Source organism: Agrobacterium sp. MA01 (assembly GCF_009650195.1).
Classification (GTDB): domain Bacteria; phylum Pseudomonadota; class Alphaproteobacteria; order Rhizobiales; family Rhizobiaceae; genus Allorhizobium.
This window is the reverse complement of record NZ_CP045854.1, coordinates 3,397,107-3,419,138: the sequence shown is the minus strand read 5'-3', so window position 1 is coordinate 3,419,138 and position 22,032 is coordinate 3,397,107. Positions and strand designations below refer to the sequence as shown.

Annotated in this window: 16 protein-coding genes; 8 read left to right on the top strand and 8 right to left on the bottom strand. The window is 59.5% G+C overall.

Annotation, left to right across the window (positions count from 1 at the left end; all coding sequences use genetic code 11):
- The first annotated feature begins 93 nt into the window (after positions 1–93).
- A complete protein-coding gene (locus GH983_RS16480) occupies positions 94–801 on the top strand; it encodes a GntR family transcriptional regulator (protein ID WP_153762968.1) in 708 nt (235 codons plus the stop codon).
- A 357-nt stretch (positions 802–1,158) separates the two neighbouring features.
- Here GH983_RS16480 and GH983_RS16475 read toward each other — a convergent pair whose 3' ends face one another.
- From GH983_RS16475 to GH983_RS16465, 3 genes are all read right to left on the bottom strand, one after another.
- Complete coding sequence (locus GH983_RS16475) at positions 1,159–2,679, bottom strand: radical SAM protein (RefSeq protein ID WP_194842732.1); 1,521 nt, start codon at positions 2,677–2,679, stop codon at positions 1,159–1,161.
- A 146-nt stretch (positions 2,680–2,825) separates the two neighbouring features.
- Positions 2,826–3,107, bottom strand: coding sequence for a Nif11-like leader peptide family RiPP precursor (locus GH983_RS16470; protein WP_153762966.1), 282 nt, complete (start codon positions 3,105–3,107; stop codon positions 2,826–2,828).
- Positions 3,108–3,126: 19 nt separating this feature from the next.
- Complete coding sequence (locus GH983_RS16465) at positions 3,127–4,161, bottom strand: GNAT family N-acetyltransferase (protein WP_153762965.1); 1,035 nt, start codon at positions 4,159–4,161, stop codon at positions 3,127–3,129.
- 233 nt (positions 4,162–4,394) lie between these two features.
- On the opposite strand from GH983_RS16465, the gene GH983_RS16460 reads away from it, so the two are divergent.
- The 6 genes from GH983_RS16460 (at position 4,395) to GH983_RS16435 (ending at position 15,333) form a co-directional block, all read left to right on the top strand.
- Positions 4,395–5,651: an NHLP bacteriocin system secretion protein gene (locus tag GH983_RS16460; RefSeq protein ID WP_153762964.1), complete on the top strand. Its 1,257-nt coding sequence runs from the start codon at positions 4,395–4,397 to the stop codon at positions 5,649–5,651.
- A 1-nt stretch (position 5,652) separates the two neighbouring features.
- On the top strand, positions 5,653–7,809 hold the full coding sequence (locus GH983_RS16455; protein WP_153762963.1) for an NHLP family bacteriocin export ABC transporter peptidase/permease/ATPase subunit: 2,157 nt from the start codon (positions 5,653–5,655) through the stop codon (positions 7,807–7,809).
- Positions 7,802–10,663, top strand: coding sequence for an NHLP bacteriocin export ABC transporter permease/ATPase subunit (locus tag GH983_RS16450; RefSeq protein ID WP_153762962.1), 2,862 nt, complete (start codon positions 7,802–7,804; stop codon positions 10,661–10,663). The genes GH983_RS16455 and GH983_RS16450 overlap by 8 nt, the downstream gene beginning before the upstream one ends.
- An 8-nt stretch (positions 10,664–10,671) precedes the next feature.
- Positions 10,672–11,205: a cyclic nucleotide-binding domain-containing protein gene (locus tag GH983_RS16445; RefSeq protein WP_069043152.1), complete on the top strand. Its 534-nt coding sequence runs from the start codon at positions 10,672–10,674 to the stop codon at positions 11,203–11,205.
- Between the two features lie 247 nt (positions 11,206–11,452).
- Entirely contained in the window at positions 11,453–13,507 is a 2,055-nt protein-coding gene (locus tag GH983_RS16440) for a cysteine peptidase family C39 domain-containing protein (RefSeq protein WP_153762961.1), read from the top strand.
- Positions 13,507–15,333 (top strand): ATP-binding cassette domain-containing protein, encoded by a 1,827-nt coding sequence (locus GH983_RS16435; RefSeq protein ID WP_153762960.1) that lies wholly within the window; start codon positions 13,507–13,509, stop codon positions 15,331–15,333. The genes GH983_RS16440 and GH983_RS16435 overlap by 1 nt, the downstream gene beginning before the upstream one ends.
- A gap of 170 nt (positions 15,334–15,503) precedes the next feature.
- Here GH983_RS16435 and GH983_RS16430 read toward each other — a convergent pair whose 3' ends face one another.
- A complete protein-coding gene (locus GH983_RS16430; RefSeq protein ID WP_082347527.1) occupies positions 15,504–15,836 on the bottom strand; it encodes an NHLP leader peptide family natural product precursor in 333 nt (110 codons plus the stop codon).
- A 188-nt stretch (positions 15,837–16,024) separates the two neighbouring features.
- Here GH983_RS16430 and GH983_RS16425 point away from each other — a divergent pair, with 188 nt between their 5' ends.
- Positions 16,025–16,987: a GNAT family N-acetyltransferase gene (locus tag GH983_RS16425; protein ID WP_153762959.1), complete on the top strand. Its 963-nt coding sequence runs from the start codon at positions 16,025–16,027 to the stop codon at positions 16,985–16,987.
- A gap of 272 nt (positions 16,988–17,259) precedes the next feature.
- Here the strand turns inward: GH983_RS16425 and GH983_RS16420 are convergent, their stop codons facing one another.
- The 4 genes from GH983_RS16420 to GH983_RS16405 form a co-directional block, all read right to left on the bottom strand.
- Positions 17,260–17,868, bottom strand: coding sequence for a LysE family translocator (locus GH983_RS16420; RefSeq protein ID WP_210251755.1), 609 nt, complete (start codon positions 17,866–17,868; stop codon positions 17,260–17,262).
- Between the two features lie 256 nt (positions 17,869–18,124).
- A complete protein-coding gene (locus GH983_RS16415; RefSeq protein WP_069043157.1) occupies positions 18,125–19,837 on the bottom strand; it encodes an iron ABC transporter permease in 1,713 nt (570 codons plus the stop codon).
- 7 nt (positions 19,838–19,844) lie between these two features.
- Positions 19,845–20,822: an ABC transporter substrate-binding protein gene (locus GH983_RS16410; protein ID WP_153762958.1), complete on the bottom strand. Its 978-nt coding sequence runs from the start codon at positions 20,820–20,822 to the stop codon at positions 19,845–19,847.
- A gap of 75 nt (positions 20,823–20,897) precedes the next feature.
- Positions 20,898–22,019 (bottom strand): ABC transporter ATP-binding protein, encoded by a 1,122-nt coding sequence (locus tag GH983_RS16405; protein ID WP_153762957.1) that lies wholly within the window; start codon positions 22,017–22,019, stop codon positions 20,898–20,900.
- Positions 22,020–22,032 lie beyond the last annotated feature (13 nt).

Here is a 22,032-nt window from a genome sequence, read left to right as displayed (position 1 = left end):
GTCAGAAAAAGTGGAGGAAGACAGAATGGGGCGTAAAGCCTTATGATCCACGAGTGGGTCCACAGACCCCATCGAGTTTGGAGAGAAGCCGTCTTGCAGAGCCTCAGCGTTGAAAGTGATACCTCGCCGGCCCGGCAGAAGAAAATTTCCCTGACGGAGACCGCTTATGTTTCTCTGCGTGCGCGGGTGCTTTCCGGCTCTTTGAGACCCGGGGCCGAGTTTTCTGAGCTCGAGCTGGCAGACCAGCTTGCCATGAGCAAGACGCCGGTGCGGGAAGCGCTTGGTCGATTGGTGGCGGAAGGACTGATCGAAGCCTTTCCGAGGCGCGGCTACCGGGTCACGCCCGTGACGGTAAAGGACATCAATGATCTTTTTGCGATCCGCGCGATGACCGAAGGTACGGCCGCCGCCATGGCCGCGCTCAATCTTTCAGCTGCAGACCTCGATCGGCTCGAAGCGCTGGCGGAAGCCCGCTACGACCCGCAGCAGGGCGAGAGTGTCCAGTCCTTCGTCAAGGCCAACCGCGATTTCCACCTGGCGATCGCCGAGGGCGCGAACAATCCGCGGCTGTTGGCACTGGTTGCCGCGCATCTCGACGAATGCACGCGTCTCTTCTACCTCGGTGCAGTTAGTCGCGACGTCAATCCGGAAACCAGCGCGGATCATCGACACATTGTCGATGTCTTGCGCCTGCGTGACCCCGACCTTGCCCGTGCGGCGATGGTCGAACACAGCGAGCACACACAGAAGGGCGTGCTGAAGGCCCTGATTTCTAGCGACACCACGGCGCTGACGCTATAGTGAGAGGCCGAGCATGCCGCGCCATATGTGGGGGTTTGCACAATTCTCTGCGCGATCAGGCCGCCGCAACCAAAACATCCAGACGCAGGAAACTGAACGCGGTTTTGCGTGTTTGCGCTATGGGCGGATCTCACAAGACCGTTAATCCATGCTCTGATCCCCCTGGAGTGTGCCCCGTCTGTTGTCGAAAACGGCGGAAATCATGATCGGCTCCAGGCTTGTTGGAAGGCCAGCGGGAACATCAGTCGCCGGTCGGAGAGCAGGCGTTTCGGACCGCGCGCGATCGTCAGCGGGCTACCGGCCTTTCAAGTGGCTCGCTTACTGCGCTCGACGGTGGCTGGAGTGAGAAGGCATCGGCTAGAGCGCAGGCCGCTCGAAGCGTGCGAGATCGGGCTGCCACAGGTCCTGAACCTCCAGCATGTGACGGGCCTGACAGTAAAGGGAGAAAATCGTGGTCAGTGATACGACCAGATCGGGACGATCAACAGATGCTCGGTCAAAGGCCCTGACCAGAGCGTATTCAGCCGGTCCTCGCTTCACAAGCTCCCGGGCGAGCAACGCTGTTGGCCCGGCGAAAAGCGCCTGGCGCTGGAAGTCCTTCCTTTCGCCGGAAAGAGCCACATAACGCTCAAGGCGGGTCATGAAGTGACTGGGTGCGAACAATCGGTTGAGAAGCCACGTCATTCCCGATCGCAATTGCTCCTTGCTCATCTGAGCTGGAATGATGTTCGTGCTGATAAGTGAGGCTGAGTGATCGGATCCTTCAGTCAGGCGTCCCTCTTTGAGCAAGCGCGTATGAAGCGGGGTTGTCTCGGGCGCGACGAGCACTCCTGGACTGATCAGAGGAAGAGGCATGCTCTGGATAAAGTCGAACTGCCGTTCAAAGATATCGACACCATCCTGATCGAAGCCGACGATGATGCCCCCATACACCATCATGCCATGTTGAACGATCGTTTCGACCTGAGCAATCATGTCGTGCCGCAGGTTCTGGCGCTTGCCTGCCTCGGCGAGGCTTTGTTCATTGGGTGTTTCGATGCCGACAAACAGGGTTTCGAAACCGGAATTTCGCATCAATGCGAGAATGTCGTGGTCGCGACTGATATCGATGGATACCTGCGTAGCGAAAGCTAGGCGCTCGTCCGGTGGGCGCGTATTCCAGTCCAGAAGCCGTTCAAGTAGCGCTCTGGTGCGTCGTCGCATCACCGTCAGATTGTCATCAGCGAAGAAGACACCGCGAACACCGCGATCACGCAGGATATCGAGTTCAGCGGTAATCTGGTCCGGCTCCTTCCATCTCTGCTTGCGCCCGAGATACTGGATCACGTCACAGAATTCGCAGTCGAACGGACACCCGCGAGACGTCTGGACCTGTGCAGACCAGGTCCGCTCGAGCGGATAAAGGTCCCAGCGCGGCACAGGTGAATCGACAAGCGCAGGCTTGCCTCCTTGATAGGTGGACTTGTATTTCCCTAAGGCGAGGTCTTCGAAGAGCTCTCCGGCAATCTCTTCGATCTCGCCGATGACGAGAATGTCGCAATGCTCTCTGAGGGCATCCGGCGACAAAGAGGCATAGGAGCCCCCGATCAGCACGATCTTGCCGCGGCGTCTGAACTCGGCCGCAAGCTCGATCATCCGGGCCTGTTGGGTCACTTTTCCCGTGATGCCGACGTATCGAGCCGGATGGGAGAAATCGACAGGATCGAGACGCTCCTCGCAGATCGTCACCTTCCAGTTGTCAGGGGCGAAGGCTGCGACTGTCGGGGTTGCCAGATCGGCAATCGCTGTCGCATTGACACCCGTCCATGCGCCGAGAACCTCCAGGCCAAAATAGCCCGGAGCGTTTTCTGCCGGATTGATCAGATAGATTTCGTGCATTGCGCAGGTAACCGCAGCGGGTGAGACCTCAGGAGAAGCAGACCTTGACGTTACGTCTGCCTCCCCCAAGCATTCCGGGTTTTGTTCTGTCTTCCTGCCCCGCGTTGGGGCGGACACCATGGCAAGGGTGCTACTCGCGCAAGCCCTTAACCGAAGGATATTTTCTGACCGCTCGACTGCTTGATCCTCGGCGGAGCCATGATTCCCCCTGCGACGAGTTCCAACTCGTCATCAGACAGTTCATCATTTGTGGAAGCGTGATGGGCCAATGCCACGCTTAGCTCCTCGCTGGTGAACGAGAACCCTTCGCGCTCTCCAAGGGCAACGACGGCGTCTGCACCTTCCTGCAAGGCCACAGTCGCCTGCGCCTCCAAGGCCTGGTCGCTCCGCACGTGTTCGTAGAATTTTTCCAAAGCATCGATCGACATGACATGTCCTTTCTAGTTTTCAATTGTGAGCGGGATATACGCTTGAGGGTCCATGTGATCTCAAGATGGTTTCGACCCTGTCAGCGATCGGGGCAAAGCGGCGGCGGGTCAGGTGGACCATGCGTGGCCGCGAGGTGTCGGTGTAGTAAAGGGCCAGCGACTGGGGGCCGAAGAGCTCAACCTGCTTCCTGTAGCAGTGAAAATAGGCACCCACGGCGATGGCCGTGTGCCAATAGCTCGGATCGAGAAAGGCCTCAAAATACTCGATCAAAGGATCGGTTGGAGTGCCGTTCAAGCTCTCCGAGCCCGACAAGGTTTGACAGCGCTCGCTGGAGGGGCCGGCCAGTACCCAGCCGACCAGTTCGCCCTGACGGCGCACCAGGCAACTGACTTCTGGCTCCAGTCGCGGCCACAGTCGCAATGGCCCTTGCATTTGCGCAGCATCATCGACAGCCAACAGATCCTTGACCCTTTGTTCGTCGGCGGCAGTCAGGCACAGCGGATCGAAACTGTAGACTGATTGCTTTGTCAGCTTCTCAGAGACCGGCGCCCAGCTTCCGACTGCCCCCACCATTGGGCCGGCTCTTCCGAGTACGAAAAGCCCGTCTTCGACTGGCGCGGTCCAGCCGGCCCGGACCAGCAGAGCACAAAGAGCTTTATGCCTTAGTCCGCGCTCCACAAATCGCACGGACATGGAGAGCGCGCCGCGTCCAAGCGCATCAGCCATCCAGGTTTCAAGAAGCCGCTGGCCCAGCCCCCTGCGGCGGTGCGCTGTTGCCACAATCAGTGACACCAGTTCTGCCTGTCCCTTATCGTCCACGAAGCCGAGTGCCAGGCCTACCGGTAGTCCCGCAACGACCGTGCCAATGGCAAACCAGTGGGGCGGAAGTTTCGCCATCAATGGACGCAGGCGCGGAAAGGTCAATTGAGAAAACAGGCTGGCATTGCCTTGAAGAGACAGGAGCCGAGCCTCGCCGCATGAGGCGGCCGGTAGGGAGGCTGCGTCAGCAAGCAGTGACGTTCCTCTGTGTGTCTTGTCCGTGATCATCAGCATGCACCTTTGGTCACCGGATATCTCCCGGCACCTGATTGGCCGGCAATGTGAAGCGACAGGTTGCTGATGAAAAGTGATCTGCGACGTATCTCTCCGTTGCGCCCAGATTTGGCCTCGCTGTTCGAAACCGATTGGTCGCACTTGCAATCGAGATCCGATAAGCCCTCAAATTACTGTTTTGGCTGAAGGGGCAAGCCACACCATGACGAAGATGCAGCGGGGAGACTTGGCCGATGAGCGCTGACAAGCTCTTTCGTCAGGAAGCGCTCCAGAAGCTTGCTTCCCCTGAACGGCTTGATGAAGCCGTACAAATCAATTCCAGAGGAACCTGGATTGCGGTCACGGCATTCGTAGCGCTTGCCTTACTCTTTGGGCTGTGGAGCGTGCTTGGACGAATTCCCTCGCGTGTCGAAGGACAAGGGATATTGCTCCTTTCGGGGGGGAACGTCATCGACACAGTCGCGCTCGCATCGGGCACTCTTGTCACGCAAGGTGTGGCGGCTGGTGCGGCGGTCACGCCGGAAATGACGATCGCGCGGATCGAGCAACCTGATATCGCGCTTCGGTTGGCGGACATGAACCGTCGCCTTGAAACGCTGATTGCAAACCGGCAGCAAGCATTGCTGGATGAAGAACAGCTGCGTCAGGCAAGACTTTCCAATACGAAAGCACGACGTGTTGCCTATGAAGGAAGGTCGCGAGACGCCCGACAGCGCCTCGAGGCCTATCAGGCGCAACTGAAGCGGCAGGAAAATCTGGTCGCCACGGGTGCGCTTGCTGTTGCAACCTTGCAGCAAACGCGGGAACAGATAGAGCTTGCGTCCCAGGATCTGTCCAATGTCGAAGCCAGCCTTCTGGAGATGGAGGCCTCAGGCTTTGCCTCGGATGCCGAGAGCCGGCGTCTGATCAGCACGCTTGATCAGGAAGTCAGCAAGGTTGAGGCAGAGCGGGATCAACTCGCGCAGACGCTGAGTGAATTCGGCAAGGTTCGGGCGCTTCAGTCTGGAACGCTGGTCGAATGGAAGGTCCCGTCCGGCACCTTTGTCGTGTCCGGAGCACCGGTCGCAAGCATCGCAACGGGCGATGGCGGCTTGGAAATGCGCCTTTTCTTACCACCGGCCAGTGGCAAACGGGTGCGGCCGGGCATGCGCGTCGACATCGAAATCTCCGGTCTGCCGCGCGAGCAATGGGGAACGCTGACCGGCCATGTCCACTCCGTCTCCGATTTTCCGGCGACCCGGGAGGGAATGCGCGCCATCCTGCAGAACGACACGCTGGTCTCCAGTTTCTCGTCAGATGGGGCACCTTTCACAGCGGTGATAACGCTCGATACAGATCCTTCTGCGGTGAGCGGCTATCGCTGGGTTGGAGGACCAGGCCCGGCCCAGGCGCTCAGCCATGGTGCCATCGGCAAAGCCAAGGTCACGATCGAAGAGCGCGCTCCCATCGATTTCCTGGTCCCCATGCTTCGCAGACTCACGAGTGCGTAACATGGCACCACGACCTCATGCCAAGCGGCGCAAGCCGGTGCCGACTATTCTGCAGATCGAACAGACCGAATGTGGGGTCGCTTGTCTCGCCATGATCCTGGCGTCATATGGGATGCATATCGGCCTCGAGCGACTGCGCGAAATGGCCGGTGTCTCGCGTGATGGCACGAGAGCAAGCAACCTCTTGAAGGCTGCTCGCAGAGTGGGCCTGACGGCGAAGGGGTTTCGCAAAGAGCCTGAACAACTCCACGAAGTTCCATGGCCCGCCATCCTGCACTGGAACTTCAACCACTTCGTGGTTCTTGAGGGTCTCAACGCAAGTTTCGCCTATCTCAACGATCCCGCGACTGGTCGGCGCAAGATCCCTCTGGATGAGCTCCGCCAGGCATTTACCGGTGTCGTCATTGCGTGTGAACCAGGCGCCGACTTCGAACCCTCAGGAGCGCAGCCATCCGTTCTTTCCGCTCTAGCGGAGCGGCTCGCAGGCACCCGGGCACTCTTGCCGCAGATCATCATCGCATCCGGTCTCCTGGTCCTGCCCGGGGTCGCTCTACCGGTGCTGTCCCGGGTCTTTGTCGATGACATATTGACCACCCGACAGACAGACTGGATCATCCCCTTCACTGTCCTCCTGGCGACCATCACGCTTGCGCAGGCGGCGCTCGTCCTGCTGCAACAGATGCTGTTGGCAAGGCTGGAGGTCCGCCTTGCCTTTCTTCCAGCGACGAAAATGCTCTGGCATATGCTGCGCCTTCCGATGAGCTTTTACGCTCAGCGTCATCCCGGCGAACTGGCAAATCGGCTGGACGCCAATGAAAAGCTGGCCAGTCTTCTGTCAGGACAGTTTGCAACAAGCATTTTCAACCTCTTGAGCATGATCGTCTACGCAGGCGTCATGCTGCTGCTTGACCCGGTGCTGGCTGTCGCAATCATTCTCTTGCAATGCATCTATTTCCTCACGCTCAGCGTATCAAACCGTCTTCAGTCCCGTAATGCCCGGCTGCAAGCGGCGCAGTCGGGGAAACTGATTGCGGCGACGGTTGGCGCGATCCGAGCTATCGAGACCATCAAGGCATCGGCAACGGAACGGGAGGCATTCCAGCGCTGGGCGGGGCATCAGGCCCGGCTTTTAAGCCTGCGCAGCAGCCAGGGCAGGGTGGAGGCCCTGATTGGGATCGTGCCTGGGCTTCTTTCTGCCTTGTCAGCCGCAGCAGTTTTGGGCTTGGGCGGGCTGCGTGTCATGGACGGCGCAATCTCGCTGGGAACCCTGATTGCCTTTCAGGCCCTGGCGGTCAGCTTCTACACCCCCATCGCCAGCCTCGTGCAGCTTGCCGGTCAAATACAAATGGTTAAGGCCGATATTGATCGTGCCGATGACCTTATGAGGGCGCCTGCCGCGCACTTCGAGGCTGAAGATGCAACACCGGCCAGTTTCGAACTGCGGGCCGAAGACCTGGTCTTCGGCTACAGTCCTCTCGACCCTCCCTTCGTCAATGGGTTCTCGCTGACATTAAGACCGGGTGCGCGGGTGGCACTTGTTGGCGGGTCCGGCAGCGGCAAAAGCACGGTTGGTCGCCTCCTGGCAGGTCTGTTCACTCCGTGGTCAGGCACGATTTCCATCGGGGGGATTGGGCTGAACGAATTGGATCCAGCACGTCGGGCGGCGATATGTGGCTATGTCGACCAGGAGATCTTCCTGTTCGAAGGCACGGTCGAGGATAATCTCAGCCTTTGGGACCCGGGCGTCTCGGATCGGCGCCTTATCCGGGCACTCTCTGATGCCGCCGTTCTCGATGACGTCATCATGCGTAAGGGCCAGCTCCTGTCTCAGGTCAATGAAGGGGGTACCAACTTCTCGGGAGGGCAGCGCCAAAGACTGGAAATCGCCCGCGTTCTGGCCGCCGAGCCATCCATTGTCATCCTCGACGAAGCCACCTCAGCGCTCGATCCGGCAACGGAAAAGCGGATTGACGACAACCTGCGGGCACGCGGTTGCACGACCATCATTATCGCCCATCGGCTCAGCACCATCCGAGACTGTGACGAGATCATCGTCATGAAGGACGGGCGGATCGTCGAACGCGGTGACCATGAGACCCTGATGGCGGCTGCAGGAGAATATGCCGCGCTGATTGCTGAGGGTGCGGGTCATGGCTGAACGTCAAGCGACCATTGCCGGTGGCGCCAATAGACCCCTGTTTCTTGACGAGGCCGACCGCTTCTACAGGTTGATGCGTGGTTACGCCGATCTTTTTGCGATAGGCGGAGACGGTCTCAGACGGCATCTGTTCCGTATCGAGGTCGGTGAATATCTGTTTCCAGCCGTCTCTTTCGGCCAGCATCGTCTGTGCGCCATCGGTTCTCTTGGTTCGGAGTTTGCGGTCTGCGAGGCAGGCGCCCCAAAGCCACCGCCGGAAGCCGTCATGTCTTGGGTTCAGGCGATGATCGGTGTCCTAGGCCAGACGCCGCAGGGCTGGACTGATCGCATCCTCTTGACGGGAGAGTTCGATCTGCCTCAGGGCATGACAGTCTCTGCACCTCATCGGACACTCTGCTTCGTTCGCCCCTTGGACGGAACCGCGACCTGGTGCGATCGAACCTGGCCAGTTGGCCTTGAACTGCCGATCACCTCGACGACCTCGGTGACCGCCATTTCCGATGCGACCCTGCAGGTATCAGCCGAGTGCCCCGACCCCGCGATTTTGGTAGAAGGCCTCTGCTTCATCGGTGGCGAGGTCCTGTCGCAACTAGATCGCGAGGCGGCTCAACATGGCGCCCAGCTCGAAGATCGGCTTAACATCCGCCGTCAGGCCATGGACCGAAGCCTTGGCAAAAGCCTTTCGGATCTGCTGACCTTGAGGGAGCCGAAAACCGGTCAAATGTCATCTGCCCGGCTTTCGGTTTTTGTTGCCGTCATGCAGACGAGCGGATTGGATGTATCACAAGCTCTGCGACGGGATCTCGAGGCTCTGGGCGACAAAGGCTCTTACGAGCCGCTTTTGCGATCTGCGGGCCTTTACTATCGCCAGGTGATGCTCGACCACGACTGGTGGCACCATGACGGCACTGCGATGCTCGCAACGCTGAAGGATGGATCGCCCGCAGGCCTGGTTCCGGGCAAAGGCGGCGGTTGGCTGCTGGTGACGAACGAAGGTATGCGTCGCGTAACCAAACCGCTTGCGCAAGAGGTTTCAACGGGGGCGCTGCAGATCTATCCGCCGCTTGAGGATCGCCCCATAGGCCTCCTCGAAACCATGCGGTTTGGCTTTTCCGGCACACGCTACGATGTTGTCGCCACAATCACCGTGGCGCTGGTTGCCAGTTTGGTGGTCATGGTCCCGCCGATCGCAGCCACCATGCTTTTTCAGCATGTCGTGCCAGCTGGCGACCGGGGCAATCTGCTATTCATACTGGCGTCACTGGTCGCGCTTGCCTTTGGCCAGTCTGCCTTCGAACTGATGCGCAGCCTTTGCGTCGCACGGATAGAAACGCGTCTCGATTCGTCGATACAGGCTGCGCTTTTCCAGCGCCTTCTGAGGCTTCCAGTGAATTTCTTTCGGGCCTATTCCGCAGGTGATTTGACGGAACGGGTGCTGGGCATTCAAGAGGCACGCCAGATGATCACCGGCGCGACCATGTCTGGACTCTTCGGCGCGATGGGTGTGATCGCAAGTGCCGGGGTGCTGGTGTTCCTCGACTGGCGACTGGCATTGACGGGCATCGCTGTCCTTGCCCTCTTTCTTGTCATCTCGGCAATCCTCTCCTTCAGGCAGCTTGCACAGGAAAGACGCCAAGCAGCGATCCGGGGCCAGAACCAAGGTTTCGTGCTTCAATTGCTGATCGGCATGACAAAGCTGCGCGCAGCCCATGCGGAGAAACCGGCCCTCGCCCAATGGGCCTGGAAGAGCCTTGAGCACCGAAAGGCTTTTGCCACGTCAAGATCCATCCAGTCCGTGCATGCAGCACTTCTGGCACTGATGCCGTGGCTTTCCTTGCTGATGATCTATGTCACGCTTTTGTGGCTGATGAAGTCTGATCAGCAGCAAACGGCGCTGCTTGCTCTCTTGCCGTCTGGTGGAAGCACCGCTTCCACTGCGCTGCGCGAGCCTTTGACGGCCGCAGCCTTTATCGGTTTCACGACCGCCTTCGGGCAGATGACGACCGGATTGAAGGCGACAGTCGAGGCGTTTACCCATCTGGCAAGCGTGGCCCCCTTGGCAGAACGCACAGCCCCCGTGCTGAAAGCCGTGCCAGATGATGCCTCGACCAGTCGGGGATCATCACCACAACTCACCGGCAATCTTGTGTTCCGCAATGTCAGTTTCCGCTACGGCATGGATAGCCCCCTCGTTCTGAAAAACCTCGATCTTGAGATACAGCCGGGCGACTTCATCGCGGTCACCGGCCCTTCTGGGAGTGGCAAATCCACATTACTGCGCCTCATCCTGGGCTTTGAGACACCGGATACTGGCGAGATCTTTTATGATGGTATCCCGTCGCATGGGATCGAGCTTGCGTCGCTCCGGTCCCAGATCGGCATCGTGTTGCAGAATGGGGGCTTAAGCGCGGGCTCGATCTACGACAACATCGTCGGATCCTCCGGTCTAGGCGTTGCCGATGCATGGGCTGCGGCCAGAATGGTGGGCCTGGCAGAAGAAATAGAGAGCATGCCGATGGGCATGCACACCGTCCTGAACGACGGCGCCATGACCATCTCGGGTGGGCAAAGGCAGAGGATCCTGATTGCCCGAGCGCTGGTCAGAAAACCGCGGATCCTTCTGTTCGATGAAGCAACCAGCGCCCTGGACAACCGGACCCAGGCGATCGTCACACGCAGCCTGACCAGTCTCGAGGTTACGCGCATCGTCATCGCGCATCGTCTGAGCACCATCAAAGAGGCCGACCGGATCATCGTCCTCGATCGTGGCAGCCTCGTCGAAAGTGGCACTTACAACGACCTGATTAGCGCGGGCGGCACCTTCAGTGACCTCGCCCGCCGGCAATTGCTCTAGGAGATGGTATGCGCAAGGTTCTCTACATCCTTGGCCAGTTGAACGATGAAGATGCCGAATGGCTCGCCCGAACGGGGCGTATCAGGACCTGTAAGGAAGGTGAGGTTCTCATCAACGAGGGTGTGGCAACCCAAGATCTCTACTTCGTCTTGGACGGAGAAGTGGGCGTGCAGATTAAGGGCGTCGGCGAGGTTGCCCGCCTGGGTCGCGGTGAGGTGGTGGGCGAAATGTCCTTTGTCGATTCATCGCCGCCCTCCGCAACAATCCTGGCGCATGGTGGTGCAAGAGTGCTGGCGGTGGAGAAGGCCGCGATCGACGCACGTCTGCGACGGGATAACGGATTTGCCGGACGCTTTTACAAGGCCATCGCAATTTTTCTGGCCGATCGACTGCGCTCGACCATGGGCCGCATGCGCAGCACGGAAGGCTTGCACCGCGATCAAATCATGGACGATGAGCTCGATGAGAGCATTCTCGATCAGATTTCCCTCGCCGGCTCAAGGTTCGAACACATGCTGTCAATCCTGTCCAAGGTAAACTGAAGCCCATGGGGGGCCAGCGAAGCTGACCCGCCGTAAAGACCGTCAGCGAAGTCTAAGCAATCCAGACGATGAGAGACAAAAGCAGAAGGATCACGCTCAGCAGGGCCAATGGACCCGGCAGACTGGACAGCCTCAAAGGGCTGTCGAGATCCTGGGTTGCCGAAAGCCTGCTGAGCGCTTGTGAACGAAAAAGTCGAGCCCCCTTGATCAGGGGCAAGTCGGCGTCTTTCTCTGAAGACATGACACAGTGAGTTCCCAGAAATCAAAGGGGCAGCTAAACCACTCTGGAGCAGGGCAGCAAGAGGATATTGACGCCCCAGCTTTAGGCGGGCGGCTAAAAGCCTTGATCAGGGGCAGGGGGCTGCCGATGCATACACCGCAGCTGCGCCAGTCTGCGCTCACCGAATGCGGTCTCACGGCATTGGCAATCATCTTTGCCTGGCACGGGGTCGATGTTTCACTCGAGAGATTGCGCAATGAGATCGGCTCGAGCCGACTGGGGCTCACGGCCCGCCAACTCCTCGAACTTGCCCGACGCTATGATTTCGAGACCAAGGCTTGTCGGCGTGAGATCGATCAACTGGCGACGCTTCCCCTGCCATTCATCGCCCACTACCGCTTCATACATTTCGTCGTCGTCGAGCATGTTTCAGACCAGCATGTCACGATCAACGATCCTGCAAGCGGGCCACAGCGTCTGACGATTGAAGAATTTGCCAGGGACTTCACCGGAATCGCCCTGACATTCATCCCACGCTTTGCGCCGCCGCCGCCGGTCCATCCAGCAAGGCGTGAATTCTGGCTGCAGCTGAGCGACAATCGGGTTGCGGCAACCATCATTCTCCTGCTTTGCCTGCTGCAAACATCAGCAGTCGCGTTCGGGCTCGTGAGCATGGCCAAGGCTCTGGACGGACATCAGAAACCAAGCGTTGCGCTTCTCGCGTGGATCCTGGCGGCCATCTTGCATCTATTGCTGCACTGGAGCACCGAGAGCTTTGCAGAGCGCCTTTCCAATCGGGCACGAGACCTCACATGGCAGCGTTTCAAGAGTATGCCGCCCCAATGGTTTTCTACAAAGACGGCAAACCAGCTCGCGGATATTTTGATCCTCGGTGAGCGCTGGTCTTTGTTGCTACCCATTGCCGTTTCGCTTCTACGGTCGCTGCTCTTGATCCCGGTCGTTCTGGTTGCGCCGTTGATCCAGCTGCCCAATGGACTGGTCATCACATCGTTCACGGCAATCGCCTCTTGTATTGTTCTTGCAGCATGCCTTCGTCGCGGCGAGACCCGGATGAGAAGTATGCGTGAGGCGCAGCTTCTTATCCTGCCCGATACGCATATCCTTGCAGATCTTGAGAGCCGACAGTTTGCAGGGCGCGACAGCGAGCTCACCTCTTATCTGGCAGCAGAGCACGCTCAGATGCATTCGCAAGCACAGGTCAGCCTGGGCTGGCGGGCGAAACTCGATGTCTTGGTGTCTCTGCCGATTGTCCTCGCTCTGGCGATCATCATGACCGACGGCCTAGTCAGTCAAGATTGGGGAACTGCCGCAGCACTTGGCACAGTTTGTGTCGTGATTGGCCTCTGCCTGCGAACGGCACGACGCAGTTTTCCGGTTATTTCAGAAGTGATGGGACTGCTCTCGCGTTTGCACGACCTGCGTAACACAGACGCTGATCTAACAGGATTGCAGTCGCACCCGGGATCGCCCGCAGGCCTCGCCATTCATCTTGACGATACGAACCTGTTTTTGAGCAAGGGTGATCTGCTGCAGATTACTGGACCGTCTGGAAGCGGAAAGACACGACTGGCGCGCCAGATTGCAGGCCTCGAACCAAGCCCGAATGGCACCATTACCTTTGATGGAATGGCGACCGAAACGCTCTGTCATCAGGGATCGCCGCGGGTGCTGCTTGTCGACGAGCAGGTTCTCACGATCTCCGGCAGCCTGGCGGAGAACCTCTGTCTCGGTGATCGCTGCTTCGACCGCCAGGCCTTGGACGAGGTGCTGGATCTGGTCGAGCTCAATCAGGAGCTTTGCCAGCGTGGAGGGCTGGATCTGGAGCTTTTCGCGGACAGGCGGCTGTTGAGCGGCGGCCAGCTCCGTCGCCTGGCGCTTGCCCGCGCGCTGTTGCGCCAACCTTCGGTCATCGTTCTGGATGGAGCCCTCGATGCCCTGGATTCACCGCTTGCTGGACGTATCGTCAAGCGGCTGCGGGAACGACACATACTGGTTCTGATTGGTGAGCGTGGCACGCAATCACGCCGGCCGGACGCGACTATCGATCTGGGCCGTTGCTGATGGTCGATGTCGCGCGTTGTCTGGCAATCTTGGCTCAGGGCCTTCACCATAGGCAGGAAGCAGAGCTTCTGGTTGCAGCGCAAAAGCGGGGGCTTTCGCTTCGGCGCGTCCGGATGCAAGACCGGAACTGGAGAAGGCAGGATCTTGGGATCCTGGTCGCCTGGCAGACATCGACAGAGCAATTCGTCGTGATCGATGCCACTGGCTGCGGATCACCATCTCGTGTCAGCATCGATGGCAGCCGGCATCTGATGTCTGAGGCCGATTGCGGAGCCTTACATACGGACATGCTTGCTCTGGCAAAGCCGCAGGGGCGCTCGATCCAAGCGAGCCATGCTGTTATCGCACTCCTCCTCATGGTGGCGGCGCAGTCCGTGATCCTCCTGGTGTTTTGGGGGCATCCGCCTGGAATGCGCGCGGTATTCATCTTGCTCATGGCGGGCCTTGCATGGATCCTGACGCGCGTTGCCTATTCAATTGCCGCGTCGCGGGCGTCCATCTTGCTCGGATGGCGTCGTCATTCTGATCTCTGGGCCGAAATACTCGACAGAGGAGTGACGATCCTTCAGAGTCGCACGTCTCACGACTACGCCCGGGCGATGCGTGTATTGTTGAAGAACCGGGTCAAGACCTTGCGCGGAAGAATGGCCCTTCCGATGGGGCTTGCCAGTCTGTTGCCGGGTCTTGTGGCCTTGAGCATTTCGGTTCCGCAACTTGGTCTCTACTACGCTCTCACCTGGGCACCCCTGCTGGCTGGCGCAATCGCTTCTCGCCGTTTGGTGGGACTGATCGAAAATGCGGAAGGGCAGAGTCTGGGCGAGATGGAACAGCGGCTGGATCTCGCGGCGCAAGGCAGCTTGGGTTTGCGGCCGTTGGGCGCGGAGAGTTTTGCCCTGACGCGTCTGGAGGCTGCTCTGAGACGTCAGAGAAGACTTGCCCGTCGAAGGAGGACGCTGCAGCAGGTTATCCTTGCGTGTGAAGCATTGTTATTCGTGCTTGCAGGTGCGGTATCGATCATCTCAACAATGGACACGCCCCTCATCGGTTTGGTCACTGTGGCCAGCTTTATGGTTGCGCTGGGACTTGTGGAAGTCGGTCGCGCAGCAGCCGCCATGACTGCGAGCGGGGGATCGTCACATGATAACGCGTCCAAGAGTCGGTTCACACGCGACCTGGCTGAGGAGCACGAAGCACTCGAATCCATCGAACTGATTGCGGTCTCCTTCCAGTATCCCGGAGCGTCTCGCCCCCTGTTCAAGCCGCAAGATCTCAGCATCCGGCGGGGCGAGATTGTTGCCATCACAGGACCGTCCGGTGCAGGTAAATCGACCTTACTGAGGCTCGCCCTTGGCATCTTGCCGCCGACCACGGGTGAGGTGAGGATCAACGGGAAATGCGTTTGCGCACAAAAGCAGAAGATCTGGCGAAGACAGCTTGGTGTTGTTCTCCAGGATGAGCATGTGGCCGTCGACACCCTCAAGTCCTTCCTGCTGGGGATGAGCGGCCTTTCACTCGAAACAGCGCTTCGAAGTTCCGACAGGCTTGGCCTTCTCAAGGAGATCGAGGCTTTGCCCATGGGCATTCAGACACTCGTTGCACAAGGGATGGTCCCGGCGGGTTTGCGGGAGCGCTTGTTGATTGCAAGGGTTCTCTTGCGGCAGCCGTCACTGCTGATCCTGGACGAAGCGACAACTGGTCTCGACGAAGAGTTCCAGACCAGACTTCTGGAAGAGCTGCGCACAGCCGGGATCGGTGTCCTGATCGCAACACACCGTAAAAGCGTGGTGGCAATCGCTGACAGATGTGTGACGGTGACCCCAATCTAAACAAACGAGGCCTAAGGCCGCAACACTTCACCGGGTCAACAAGCCTGGTTCTTCCACTGCGAGTTTTAGGACAATAGCGGCTCAAAGAGGCGATGCCGTTCTTCCGACCAGCTGGCGCGTGGGGTTAGGTCGCCCAACAGGGAATAGCCGGGCGACCCTGAGGCAGGTCCTTATTTCGGCTTCCTCTCCGGATATGGAGGGCCGTAGAGAATAAAGGCGCTGAAAGATGTGCCGCCGGATGCGAGATCCAGCAATTCATCTGGCAATTCATCCAGTTTGAATGGGGCCCGCAAGACGATCGTGGCTTCGCCCGGCTTTTCCTCGATCACGTTGATCTTCAGGTTCGTGAGTGGGTTTTCCCGCTCCAGCACTTCGGCCAACGCCGCATGGGGGTCCTGTTTGAGACGTTCACGGAAGGCCGTGTCGTTGTTCGCCTTTTCAACCACGGCCTTTTCAATGTGAAGTCGCAGGTCGGACATCACATCAGTTTGCGCATTTAACATGTTATCACCAGCATCTTTATAGACATCTGAATATTCAGACTTTCCAAGTATCGATTCTTAAACGGTAAGGTCAATAATCATCCTGACGTTGGATACCGTCCAAAGCTGGGCAGAAATAACTTAGGGTTTTGAAGGCGGTCGCACCACACTGTAGATAATTTCCACGCTGATATCGCAGGGGCTTTGCTTTGGAACGACTGAATGACTCCATACATTTCATTCAAATTGAAAGCATACGTGAGAAAGAATTTCTGGAAGACTGTGCCGGTCTCACCTGGAAAAGCTATCGGCCGTTTCTTGAGGCAGCGCAGTGCGACAATCGCCTGGCTCTGGCCGCATGCGTGGGAAGCGTCCCCGTGGGATTGTGGTTGTCTGCCAGAACTCCTTCTGAAGACACACCGAAAACCCACACCCTTCTATCGCTGTTTGTCGCTCCGGAATGGCGACGTCGCGGCTTGGCGACTGACCTCATGCAGGCGGCTGAGGGCGAGCTCTCAGCTCTTGGAATCTCATCCGTGACCACCAGCTATTCGTCGATATTGCCTGGCGCCGACGCGATGTCCTGCTTGTTGCGCAAACAATCATGGGCTGAACCTGTACCAGACCGCATTCGCATCTGTGGCCGTGTCGGCGATACGTTTGCCACCTCAAGGGCCTGGGATTTGCTGCTCAAGCGGCTGCAGCGCCAAGGTGTCCGCTATCTGAGTTGGGAAGAAACCGGTGAAGGCGTTCTCGAGCAAGCTGCGGCGATGGTCGACGCAGGTGAGGCACCCGCGTGGTCTGACCCGCGCCCATGGAAGGACGCCCTTTCCGCAGAATTTTCACTGGCTATCTTTGATGGGGCAGGGGGACTAGCCGGTTGGGTCATATGTGAGCGTCAGGAGAAATTGGACCGCTGGTATTTTCCCATTGGCTGGGTAACGCCGCCCGAACAGGATCGCGGGACCTTGGTTGGCGCATATCTTGAAGGCTCGATGCGCATTCAGACGGGCAACGGCGCGTCGGCACTTGCCGTACTCGAAGCCTCACCCAGACAAGGCCGCGCATGGAGATTGTTCGAGAAGCACTTCTCCACGCTCGCACTTTGGTCCGATCGCCTGCTGATCTCACAGAAAAATCTCGGCATTGAACCGACACTGCTGATTGAATAGCTGCGAGAGCCACCGCGTTGGCCCTGTTTCGCAGGCGATAACCGACCAGCCCGCGCATTTGCAATCCAGGCGGCGACCATACCCAGAAGGGTATTCTGAAGGCGCTGACCTCTGGCGATACCTCGGCGTTGACATTCTGATAGGCCGCCTCAGTGATTGGCTGAGGTTGCCTTTATCCAGCGGAACGGCGTTCGCCGGCTCACCAGCCGCGAATGCGTGTGCCCCAATGCTCTACGGTCTATGCTCGGACTGAATTGCAGCGCGACCTTGCCTCAGCGGCTGGCGACCAGCACGCCCGCCCCGACCATCAGGGCTCCAGCTCCGCGATTGAGCACGCCGATCTTTTTCGGATCAGACAGGGCCGTCTTTGCTTTGTAGCCGAGGAGCACATGCCCTCCGACTACGATCACCTCTATCAGGGCAATGATAAGCAGCAGTTCCACGGTATCGGACACGGTGAGGGGACGGATTCCGAGCACCCCCGGCAGTAAAGCCAAATAGAAGATCGGCATCTTGGGGTTGGAGATGTTGAGGAGGAAGCCCGTGAGGAACAGGCGGATCAGGCCACCTCGCATCATGCGAGGTTTGATCTCTGGCTTCGAGCGCCACATCATGATGCCCGTGTAAATCAGGTAGATAGCGCCGACATATTGGATGAAGCGCAGGTTTTCGTTCATGTATTGGGCGATGGCGTTGAAGCCGATGGCCGCAAGGATGACGAAGAGGAAGATGCTGCAAACGACGCCGACACCATAGGCGACACCATGGGCGGGGCCGCTGGACACGGTCTTCGACAAGATCGTCAGATTATCAGGACCGGGGCTCGCCGCAAACACGAAGAACGCCAGGCTAAACGTCAGGACTGTTTGTAGATCCATCATGCGCTCCTTTTCTCCGTTAACTCATCGAATTTAAAATATCCGCCTTTGAAGTAATCGGTTCCGAGCTTCTTATAACGCTCAGCAGGGCAGTATAACCGAACTCGAGGAAGAGCATTAGTGCATTCCGCACCTGCGCCGTGTGTTGAAGATCGGTGTGATAGAGCTTGTCGCTGCAAGGTCCATGACGTCATTTGCCTTTAGCAGGCGCATCTGACACCCGATGACATTTTGTGGGCGATCGCCCGCTCCGTCTGGATCAATCGACCCAGGGCAGAGTGCCCCTTGGCATACGGTGGGCGGCGGCCGTGGCGATAGCGGCGAGGATGAGGACCAGAAGCGTCGACAGGACGGCGACCGCGGCTGCTGCGGTGGAGTTGCCTTCGTATTGCAGGGCAAAGATCATGACCCCGATCGTTTCGTTGCCGGACGACCAGAGCAGGGCCGAGAGCGTCAGTTCGTTCAACGCCGTCATGACCACGAGGATCGCGCCGGCCGCCGCCGCGGGCAATACACCCGGCAGGAAGATCGCCAGGATGCGGCGCAACAGCCCGGCGCCTGTCACGCGGGCGGCTTCGTCAAGCGAGGGATCGGCTGACTGTGCCGCGGCAGCAACCGGCCGCAGGACCAGTGGCAGGAAGCGCGCCAAGTAGGCGATGACGAGGATCATCATCGTTCCATAGATCGAGATCCCGACAAGCGGCAGAGGCTTCAGGAAAGCGAGGATCATGCCAAGGGCGACGACTGTTCCGGGAACAACCCAGGGGGCTTCGATGATGATGTCCAGCAGTCGCAATACCGGGTTCTGCCGGCGCCTGGACACAAACGCCAGCGGCACGGCGACGAGCATTGAGATGGCAGCCGTGATCAACGCGAGTAAAAGCGAATTGGCAAAGGCGCGCCTTACAGTCTGATTGTCGAGGACAGCGTGGAACTGATCGAGGCTGATCGTATCTGGCCCAAATGCCACGCCTATGGCCGGCAAGAGTGCGGTCATCGTGAGAGCTGCGAGGGGCACCAAAGACAGGATCAGCACAAGGATCCAGATCAGGATCTCGATCACGGGTGCGCTGCGTCGCGCCACGAAGGGGGCGCCCGCCGGCAATGGCACGGCGAGACGGGTTGCAACGACATTGCGCATGACGATCGCGATCGCCGCCATTGCGGCGAGCACGAGGGCCAGCGTTGCCACCTGGCCAGCCGCTGCCGGACCAAAGCCGTTGAGGCGCTGGTAAATCAGAGTCGTCAGGACAGAAATGCGGCCGGGAATGCCGAGCAGTGCCGGCACGCCGAAATTGCCGATCGCGGCGGTGAAGGCGATCAGACTGCCGGCGAGAACCGAGGGCATGACGATCGGCAGCACGATGCCGGTTCCGATCCGCCCGGGCGGGATGCCGAGAATGCGCGCAGCTTCGATCAGGTCGGATGGCAGCGCCCGCAATGCGGCGCGCACGGCGATGAAGACGAGCGGCATGTGCTCGATGCCCATGACCAGTGCTATTCCGCCCACTGAATAGAGTGGATTGGTAGAACCCGGCGCTGCGGCAAGGCCAAGTGGTTTGAGGATCGGTGATTGTGAGCCGAAGAGTTCGATCCAGGCGAGCGCCATGGTTTGCGACGGCACGATCAGCGGCATCAGGATGAGGAAGGTCAGCGCTGCGCGTGTCCTGAGCTTGAGCAGGCTGACGGCAAAGGCAAGCGCCACGCCGATGAGCGTCGAGACGACGACAGACAGAAGGGCCGTCTGCAGCGTGCTGGAAAGCGCCCTGAGCGTCGAGCGGCTGGACAAGGTGGCAAGCATCAACCCGAGCGGTGTACCGTCCTCGCCGGGCTGGAAGGCGCTGGCAAACAGCCGGGCGAGCGGCCAGAGCGTCGTTGCGGCGACATAGAGAACGAGAAGGGAGACGAGCAGATGCTCGCCTCCCCAAGCCGGTATAGCCTTTCGGGTCTTGCCCCAGGCGGTGTCACGCATGCTAGGATCAGCCGCCGAAGAGCTCGGCGAACTTTTCCTTGTTCTCGGTGTCGGCCTTCAGCATGGCGTCGCTGTCGGCAGGCAGGATTTTCAGCGTGGAGAGGGCAGGATAGCCTTCCGGCTGGGTGACGCCGGGCAGGATCGGGAAGTAACCCTGGGCGGTCGCCTGTTCCTGCGCGGTCTTCGACAGCTGCCAGGCGACGAAGGTCTTGGCAGCGTCCACTGCATCCGAGCCCTTCAATACGGCAACCGGCTGGGTGATCGAGCTCACGCCTTCGGCCGGGAAGACGAAGTCGACGGGCGAGCCCTTCTTCTTTGCATTGAGCGCCATGTATTCGATAATGATGCCATAGGCCTTCTCGCCGCGCGCAACGGCCTCGATGACCGTGCCATTGCCCTGACCGGCAACGGCGCCGGCCTCTGCCAGCTTCTCATAGTATGCCCAGCCGAATTCCGGTTGCTGCGTCATGGTGCCGACATGGATGACGGCGGCACCCGAATAAAGCGGGCTCGGCATGATCAGGCTCTTGGCAGCGTCAGCCGCGAGCAGGTCGTTCCAGCTCGTCGGGGCCGTCTTCACGAGGTCGGTGTTGTAGACGATGCCCGTGGTGATCACCTTGGTGCCGAAGAAAGTCTTGTCGGCATCGATGAAGGCAGGATCGATGCCCTCGACCGCAGCGTCGGTGAAGGCGAGCAGGCGGTCGTCGTTCTTCAGCTGGGTCATCGCGACAGTGTCGGCGATCAGAATGACGTCGGCGGGGCTATTGCCGGCGGCATATTCGGCCTGCAGCTTGGCCATGACTTCGGTGGTGCCGGAGCGGAAGAGCTCCACTTTGATTTCCGGGTGGTCGGCGTTGAAGGCTTCGATGACCTGGGTCATCTGATCCTGCGGCTGCGAGGTATAGACGGTGATCGTGTCCTGGGCCTGTGCGGTGAAGGCGAGACCGGCAAGGATCGTGGTGGTGAGGAGCGTGCGGATAAACATGGAAACCTCATTGAAGGGGGCGGAGCAGGCCCGGAAATTGTCGAATGCCGGCCCTTGGGCGGCAGGAGTTGTCGCCTAGCGCAGCGAGATGACGCCCGGACGACAGGTCGATGATCTTCGTGTGACATCGCCGTTGCTGGGAGTGCCCCCGCCTTCGCCGATCACCCAGCCATCGGTGATGACAAGTTCGATCGGCGTGCCCGGCGCGATCCGCTCGTCGAGTGGCAGGCTGACGACGTCGCCGTCGATCTCGGTCGGCAGGCAATGGCTGAGAAGGCTGCCGTTCTGAAAGACCTGGCCGACGAGTTCGGTCTTCAGATGTCCGCCCTCGTTGACGCGCTTGAGATCCGAGGCATGAAAGCAGAGCCAGCCATAGCCGACGGGTGCATTTCCCGGCATGTCGAGAAGTTGCTGGCCAAGCATCACCCGGGTCCGGCCGCCTTCCGATTTGAGCACCCGGACCGGCAGTGTGCGACCGCGCCCGATGAAGCGGGCGACCATCGGCGAGGCCGGCTTCCGGTAGAGCTCCTCCGGCGTTGCCAATTGCTCCAGCCGACCGTGGTCCATGACGGCTACATGGGTCGCGACCGCCATGGCCTCGTCCTGGTCATGGGTGACGAAGACGAAGGTGGAGCCGGTCAGGCTGTGGATGCGACGGAATTCGGCAAGCATCGCCTCGCGCAGATGCGCGTCGAGGTTGGCGAGCGGCTCGTCGAGGAGGATCAGATTTGGTCGGGTCGCAAGCGAGCGGGCCAGCGCCACGCGCTGACGCTGTCCGCCGGACAGCTCATGCGGGCGTCTGTCGCCGAGACCCGCGAGGCCGACGACCTTCAGCACCTCCTCGATCCGTGCGGCGCGTTCCCGGGGTTTCAATCCGCCGACCTTCAGGCCAAATTCGATGTTGCCGCGCACGGTCATCGTCGGCCACAGCGCATAGGACTGGAATACCATGCCGATCCCACGCTTCTCTGGAGGAAGGAAGGTACCATCACCGGCGACGATCGTCTCGTTGAAGCGAATTTCGCCCCCGTCAGGCGCCTCCAGCCCCGCGATCAGCCGCAGCACGGTGGTCTTGCCTGAGCCCGAAGGACCGAGCAGGGCGAGAAATGCACCGTCGGGGATTGTGAGCGAGACGCCGTCGACAGCCTGAAAATTGTCGAATCGCTTGGTGACCGTGGAAAGAGTAAGACGCGGCAAGGCTTTGGGCTCC